At 56.1% G+C, this 7,379-nt stretch carries 7 protein-coding genes and 1 pseudogene; 2 read left to right on the forward strand and 6 right to left on the reverse strand.

Annotation, left to right across the window (positions count from 1 at the left end):
• Nucleotides 1-55 precede the first annotated feature (55 nt).
• The 6 genes and pseudogenes from WKK33_RS00545 to thpR all read right to left on the reverse strand — a co-directional run.
• Nucleotides 56-160: pseudogene (locus WKK33_RS00545) on the reverse strand (peroxiredoxin); the annotation flags it as partial.
• Nucleotides 161-219: 59 nt separating this feature from the next.
• Nucleotides 220-978: a 4Fe-4S binding protein gene (locus tag WKK33_RS00550; RefSeq protein WP_337932019.1), complete on the reverse strand. Its 759-nt coding sequence runs from the start codon at nucleotides 976-978 to the stop codon at nucleotides 220-222.
• A 41-nt stretch (nucleotides 979-1,019) separates the two neighbouring features.
• Entirely contained in the window at nucleotides 1,020-1,499 is a 480-nt protein-coding gene (gene msrA / locus WKK33_RS00555) for a peptide-methionine (S)-S-oxide reductase MsrA (RefSeq protein WP_337469181.1), read from the reverse strand.
• Nucleotides 1,500-1,954: 455 nt separating this feature from the next.
• Nucleotides 1,955-2,524 (reverse strand): NUDIX hydrolase, encoded by a 570-nt coding sequence (locus WKK33_RS00560; protein WP_337932020.1) that lies wholly within the window; start codon nucleotides 2,522-2,524, stop codon nucleotides 1,955-1,957.
• A 15-nt stretch (nucleotides 2,525-2,539) separates the two neighbouring features.
• On the reverse strand, nucleotides 2,540-3,247 hold the full coding sequence (locus tag WKK33_RS00565) for an SDR family NAD(P)-dependent oxidoreductase (RefSeq protein ID WP_337469179.1): 708 nt from the start codon (nucleotides 3,245-3,247) through the stop codon (nucleotides 2,540-2,542).
• 74 nt (nucleotides 3,248-3,321) lie between these two features.
• Nucleotides 3,322-3,816 carry an RNA 2',3'-cyclic phosphodiesterase gene (gene thpR, locus WKK33_RS00570; RefSeq protein WP_337469180.1) on the reverse strand — a complete coding sequence of 165 codons (495 nt, stop codon included), beginning with the start codon at nucleotides 3,814-3,816 and terminating at the stop codon, nucleotides 3,322-3,324.
• A gap of 241 nt (nucleotides 3,817-4,057) precedes the next feature.
• Between thpR and ettA the strand changes: the two genes are divergently transcribed.
• Both ettA and WKK33_RS00580 read left to right on the forward strand, forming a co-directional pair.
• A complete protein-coding gene (gene ettA, locus WKK33_RS00575; protein ID WP_337569249.1) occupies nucleotides 4,058-5,755 on the forward strand; it encodes an energy-dependent translational throttle protein EttA in 1,698 nt (565 codons plus the stop codon).
• A gap of 377 nt (nucleotides 5,756-6,132) precedes the next feature.
• On the forward strand, nucleotides 6,133-7,379 hold a 1,247-nt coding region (locus tag WKK33_RS00580; protein WP_337932021.1), incomplete at its 3' end, for an O-acetylhomoserine aminocarboxypropyltransferase/cysteine synthase family protein.

Here is a 7,379-nt window from a genome sequence, read left to right on the forward strand (position 1 = left end):
TCAAGCCTTATTTGAGGCTTGATACCCCGCCATGCCCTTTCGCTGAATAGTTACGATAACTGTAAAGCACTATCTTGCGACCGCGATAATCGGCAGCCTTAATCTCGCGTCCGTCCTGGTCGATGCCCAGGACCTCGGGAATCTTATCTCCTATAGTCATATAGCTTTTATTTTTCAAAATCGGTCATCAGGGTTTCGTACTAAATGACCAATTGGGGTTTATAGAAACAACTCGTTTTTCTTCCGCTCACGGCAGAGAGGCTCCAGATGGGACTCCAGCATGTGGAGGCGCTCACCTATGCCACGCGCCTGCACAGGACAAACCGCCACGCAACGCATGCATCCGATGCAAAGGTCCGAGTTGACCTCTTGAGGATGATCGGGCGCTATGGCTCCCACAGGACATTGGCTGGCGCACGTTCCGCACCCCGTGCAAAGGTCGTTGGCCGTGGGGAACGGTCCTGTGCACCCTTGCTTATAAGGGCGGTTGCCCGGCACCACCAATGGGTGTGAAGGCTCTTTCCGTTCCATAGCGTTGCGGATGGCTGCGCCAAAGGCCGCGAGCTCGTGGGCGTCGGCCTCGTCGGGCCGCCCCGCGCCATACATGCGGCAAATGCTATGCTCGGCAATAGCCGCCACAGCCGCAACCACCCGGAAGCCCATGGCGGTGGCCACATCGCGCATCTCCACCAGGGCGTCCTCGTAGGCTCGGTTGCCATAGACAGCCACCACCACGCAACGCGCTCCGTGGGTCTCCACACACCTCAGGCGCTCAACGGCCAAGGCGGGCACACGTCCCGCATACACGGGCATGCCCACCACCACAAGGTCGGAGGGCCCGACGGTGGGAACAGCCACTTCATCGGCGGGCACACAGAGTTCCGTGGCCGTGGCGATGGTTCCCAATCCCTCACAGAGGGCCTCACACACACGTAGGGTTCCACCTGTTGGACTGAACGTGATCTGACGTATTCTCATGTTTTGGATGTTTTGGGGTGAATCTGAATGATCGAATGGGGTTAAAACTTCTTGGTTCTCACATGGCAATAGGGTTCGCCACCCGTCTTTTCATAATAGCGCTGGTGGTAGGCCTCGCCTATGTAGAACGGTTCCTCGGGCAGCAACAGGGTGTTGACCTCATAGCCCTTGTGGCGCAACAGTTGCATCACGCGCTCGGCCGTCTGCCTTTGGGTCTCATCGCGATAGAATATGCAGCTGCGGTATTGGGCGCCCAAGTCGGGTCCCACGCCATCGGTCTGTGCGGGGTCGTGTATCTCGAAGAACAGTTTGCAGAGACTCTCATAGGACACCACCGCGGGATCGAATTCGACGATGACGGCCTCCACATGATGCGTCTTATGGTCGCGCACATCGGCATACGAGGGGAAGGGCTCCGTGCCTCCGGTGTAGCCCGCAAGGGTACCCACCACACCCTTCTGCTTCTGAAACTGGTGCTGGGTGCCCCAGAAGCATCCGCAAGCAAAGATGCCCACGGCAATATGGGGGTCGGTGGGAGGCTGGTAGAGGTCGACCTTCGAGCAAGCCTTGATGGCCTCCCTTACCTTGGCCAGCGCCTCGCCATACTTGGCCTGTTGGTCGGGATGGGCTTTCTCGCGCTCGTAATGCTGTTGCAAGTCGTTGTGCTCCACTTGCAGGGCGATGGGATTGCCCGAGTGGATGATGCGTCGCAGATGCTCCTCGCAACTCGTCCTCTCCTCATGGGTGAGCAGGCGGAGCGCGTTCACAACGCCCGTGGGGATACCCTCATGGAGCAGGTCGTCGAAGGTGTAATGGGAGCGTTCCACCACCTCGTGCAGGAATCCCGCCATTTTCTCCTCGTCGGTATGGCCCATCAATCCCACGGCAAGCGGATGGAGAATGGCTGGATACCCGTCGCGGTTGAGTTGTCCGGCATGGGCCGTTGTGGCTATGCGAAGTGCTATGTCGATCGTGTTCATCCCATCAACTTATTCATGGCGAAATATTTCCACAAGGGAGCGGCCATCAGGGCTTGGTGAAACTCGTCGTTCCTGAGCATGCGCGCCACCTCGTCTTGCTCCAGAAACACCATCTTGATGTCTTCCGTGCTCTCAAGGTGCTGGGTGGACACGCGCTCCACGCCAAGGGCCAGGTAGCAATGGCAATAGTTGTTGCAGGCTCCAGGGTTGGGACTGATGGTCATGAGCTTCGTCCATTGGCCCCCGCCATAACCTGTTTCCTCATACAGTTCGCGTTGGGCTGCCTCCAGCGGTGTTTCGCCCTTCTCCACGCATCCGGCCGGTATCTCGATGGCGGTGAGGTGCTGAGCGTGGCGATACTGACGTTCCATCAGGAACTTATTGTCTTTCGTGATGGCCACAACATTGCAGAAATCGGGATACTCCAACACGTAAAAATCGTTGATCTCGGCACCCGTAGGCAACTTCACGTGGTCGCGCCTGGCGGTAAGCCAAGGGCGCTTGAAGACATACTCGCTATCGAGCACCTCCCAGGCCATGGGGTCTTTGTCTTGTTTCGTATCCATCTTGCTCATTTACTATCAATCTTCTTTTACAATGGGATACAACTCGATAAACTCGCCATTGTGTGCCTTGCCATCGTTGATGAGCTCCGCAAACGACTTGCCCACGGTGTCGATGTCGTGGAAACCGGGGAGCGCCATGTTGCCGTTGAGGTCGGTAGTGGTGGGACCCGGGTGCACACTAAAGATCTCAACCGGGATATGCTTCTGCTCGAAATCGACGGCCATGACGCCCATCATGGCGTTTTGCGCGGCCTTACTGGCCACATAGGCCAACGGATGCCAATAGGGGCTCACCTCGCTTGGTACGGTGATGTTCACGATGCGGCCTTCGTTGGCCTTGATGACGGGCAGGAGGGCTTGGGTAATGGCAAGAGTGCCATAATAGTTTACATCTATCGTGGCCTTGATGTCGATCATCTGGGTGTCCCAACTGGTTACCGACATATCGCCGGGAATGCCCGCATTGTTGACGAGCAGACTCAGGGAAGGATATTTCTTGGCTATTTCGTTGGCCGCACGGCTGATGCTATCGGGGTCGTTGAGCTCGATGTTTACCCAGCCGAGCACATTCACGCCCGCCGCCTTCAGGTTGCTGATGGCAGCCGTTGCGCGTTGCGCGTTGCGCGCTCCTATGATTACGTCCCAACCGCTCAGGCCGAGGTGCTTGCTGATGCCAAAGCCAATGCCTTTGTTGGCTCCTGTTACGAAAACGATCTTATTCATTGCTGATAGGGTATTTAATATGCAAAGATAGTGCAAAGATAATCTTTTTCCTTGGTAACGCGTAACGTTTGGGGCTATATTTCCGAATAAACCAGTTGGCCGTCGATGCGCTCCGATTTCATCACATAAATGCGCTCCACGGGGATGGCCACTTGGGGCGCGGGAAGATGGGTTACGATGTGTGAGGGGCGCTGCACCAAGGAGATATGGGGCAAGAAGGGCGTCGCGCTATAGGCCACGCCATGGGCCGTGAGGCGCTCTCGCAACTGGTTGGCCAAGGCCGTGACCGCCTCGCCATCACTCACCCCACACCAGACAACACCGGCCTTCGTGGGAAACGTGCCCAACGGGCCTAAGGTCATGGTGAAGGGCTCAAAACGCACCTCGTTCACCGCCTGGCGTATCGTGGGCAGGTCGTAGCGCTCGCCAATGAAGGCAAGTGTCATGTGGAGGTTGCCCCACGCACAATAGTTGCCCTCAACGCCCTGCGCGCGGAGGGCGTTCTGCAAGGCCACGAGCGCCTTCTTTACCTCGTCGCCAAACCGTAAGGCTATGAATATGCGGGCCATGGTGGGATTTGTTTTTCACATGTGATGGTGACAAAGGTAATGGAAAACGCATACAACGCAAAACAAAAGAACATAATATTTTGGTGCCAACACAACGATTGATAGGGGAAAGTTGCATAAAGTCGGGGTAAAATGATTATCTTTGCCACAAAATTGTTTCGCATGCCGCCTATTTTGCATCTACCATTACTAACCGACCGCAAGTTGGGAACGTGCGAAGCCAAGTAACACCATCATTATTATGGCAACAGTAGACGACAAGAAAATTATCTTTTCAATGGTGGGAGTGTCGAAGATCATCCCACAAAACCACAAGCAGATCCTGAAGGACATCTACCTGTCTTTCTTCTATGGCGCAAAGATCGGAATCATCGGTCTGAACGGCGCAGGTAAGTCAACGCTGATGAAGATCATCGCCGGACTGGAGCAGCCCACCCAAGGCGAGGTGGTGTGGAGCCCGGGCTACACCGTGGGCTACCTGCCGCAGGACCCGCCCCTCAACGAGGCGAAGACGGTCAAAGAGAACGTCATGGAGGGTGTGCAGAAGGTGTACGACGCCCTCGCCGAGTATGAGGAGATCAACCAGAAGTTTGGCATGGAGGAATACTACTCAGACGCCGACAAGATGGACAAGTTGATGGCGCGACAGGCGGAGGTGCAAGACCTCATCGACGCTACCGACGCGTGGAACATGGACTCGAAGCTCGACCGCGCCATGGCCGCCCTTCGCTGCCCACAGGGCGACCTGCCCGTTACCAACCTCTCGGGTGGTGAGCGCCGACGCGTGGCCCTCTGCCGCCTGCTGCTGCAGAAGCCCGACGTGCTGCTGCTCGACGAGCCCACCAACCACCTCGACGCCGAGAGTATCGACTGGCTCGAGCAGCACCTCCAACAATATGAGGGCACGGTGATTGCCGTTACCCACGACCGCTACTTCCTCGACGATGTGAGCGAGTGGATCCTGGAGCTCGACCGTGGCGAGGGCATCCCCTGGCATGGCAACTACTCTTCGTGGCTCGACCAAAAGACCAAGCGCATGATGCAGGAGGAGAAGCAGGCTTCGAAGCGACGCAAGGCGCTGGAACGCGAGCTGGAATGGGCACACATGGCACCCAAGGCCCGACAGGCCAAGGGTAAGGCGCGTCTCAACGCCTACGAGAAGATGCTGGGCGAGGAGCAGAAAGACCGCGAAGAGAAGTTGGAGATCTTCATCCCCAATGGCCCACGTCTGGGCAACAAGGTTATCGAGGCGCAACACGTCAAGAAGGCTTTCGGCGACAAGGTGCTCTTCAGCGACCTCAACTTCATGCTGCCGCCTAACGGCATCGTGGGCGTGATAGGTCCCAACGGTGCGGGAAAGACCACGCTCTTTCGCATGATCATGGGATTGGAGCACACCGATGATGGAACGTTTGAGGTGGGTGAGACCGTGAAACTCGCCTACGTAGACCAGCAGCATAAGGACATCGACCCGGAGAAGTCGGTCTACGACATCATTTCGCAGGGCAACGAGACCATACGCATGGGTGGACGCGACGTGAACGCACGCGCCTACATCTCGCGCTTCAATTTCTCGGGCACCGACCAGAGCAAGCTCTGCGGCACGCTCTCGGGTGGTGAGCGCAACCGCTTGCAACTCGCCCTGGCGCTGAAGCAAGAGGGCAATGTGCTGTTGCTCGACGAGCCTACCAATGATATCGACGTGAACACGCTGCGCGCCCTGGAGGAGGGTCTGGAGAACTTTGCCGGATGTGCCGTAGTGATCAGTCACGACCGTTGGTTCCTCGACCGTATCTGCACACACATCCTGGCCTTCGAGGGCAACGGTGAGGTGTTCTACTTCGAGGGCAGCTACTCCGACTACGAGATCAACAAGGCGCGCCGACTCGGCAACGAGGAGATCAAGAAGGGCCGCTATCGCAAGTTGATGGAGGACTAAGTTATATTGTGGAATGTGGAATGTGGAATGTGGAATGTTGGGTGTTGAATGTGATTCATCTTCAATGCTCAACTTTCAACACTCCACATTGAACAAACACTCAACATTCAACACTCCACATTATTATCCCAAACATATATAAAACCCCTTTTACACCAGTAGGATAAAAATATACTATTTATAGAGGAATTCATAATTTTCGGGTTTAAGATTAACGGCAACAAACTTATACAATTTTTTCCAAACGCCCAATTAAAACCACAGAAATCGATCGCCCAAGGGCAATTTACTTCGCTTTCATGCGGAAGTTAGCACATTTATTTGTACCTTCGTGTTTAATATCTACACAACACATCTAAATTCAAGATCCAACAACCATGAAAAAGAACTTACGCACGGCTTCCCTCTGTGTGCACGGAGGCTACGAGGCTAAGAATGGCGAACCCATCGAACCGCCCATCATCCAGAGCACTACATTCAAATATGACAACTCTGAGGAGATGGCCATGCTCTTCGACCTCAAGAAGGAAGGCTATTTCTACACCCGACTGCAAAACCCCACCAACGACGTGGTGGCGAAGAAGATAGCGCAGCTCGAAGGGGGCGTGGGGGCCGTGCTGACCAGCAGCGGACAGGCCGCCAACTTCTATGCCGTGTTCAACATCTGCGAGGCCGGCGACCATGTGGTAACGAGCAACGAGATCTATGGAGGCACATTCAACCTCTTCGGCGTAACGCTCAAGAAGTTGGGCATAGACTGCACATTCGTCGACCCCAACGACTCGGAGGAGACCATACAGAAGGCGTTCCGACCCAACACCAAGGTGCTCTTCGGAGAGACCATCAGCAACCCCGGATGCGCCGTGCTCGACATAGAGAAGTTTGCGCGTATAGCGCATAACAACGGCGTGCCGCTCATCGTAGACAACACTTTCGCCACACCCATCAACTGCCGCCCCTTCGAGTGGGGCGCCGACATCGTGACCCACAGCACCACCAAGTATCTCGACGGTACGGCCAGCCAAGTGGGAGGATGCGTGGTGGACAGCGGACGCTTCGACTGGCTCGCCCACGCAGAGAAGTTCCCCGGACTGTGCACTCCAGATGAGAGCTACCACGGACTCACCTACGCCAAGAAGTTTGGAGCCATGGGCTACATCACCAAGCTCGTGGCGCAGCTCATGCGCGATCTCGGGTCTATTCCCGCACCCATGAACTCGTTCATCCTCAACCTCGGATTGCAGTCGCTACACCTACGCATGAGGCAGCATTGCGCCAACGCACAACAGGTGGCCGAGGCGCTACAGGCCGACGAGCGTGTGGCATGGGTGCACTATAGCGGACTGCCCGGCGACGCCTACCACCAGTTGGCCGAGAAATACCTGCCCAATGGATCGTGTGGCGTCATTGCCTTCGGACTGAAAGGCGATCGCGACACCGCCATCCGATTCATGGACTCGCTACAGATGATCAACATCGTTACCCATGTGGCCGACGCACGCACCTGTGTGCTCCACCCCGCAAGCCACACCCACCGACAACTCACCGACGAACAACTGCGACAGGCTGGCGTGGCACCCGATCTCATACGCCTCTCGGTGGGCATTGAGGACGTAGACGACAT

Origin of the sequence: Hallella sp., assembly GCF_037460745.1 — a bacterium.
GTDB classification, from domain to species: domain Bacteria; phylum Bacteroidota; class Bacteroidia; order Bacteroidales; family Bacteroidaceae; genus Prevotella; species Prevotella faecis.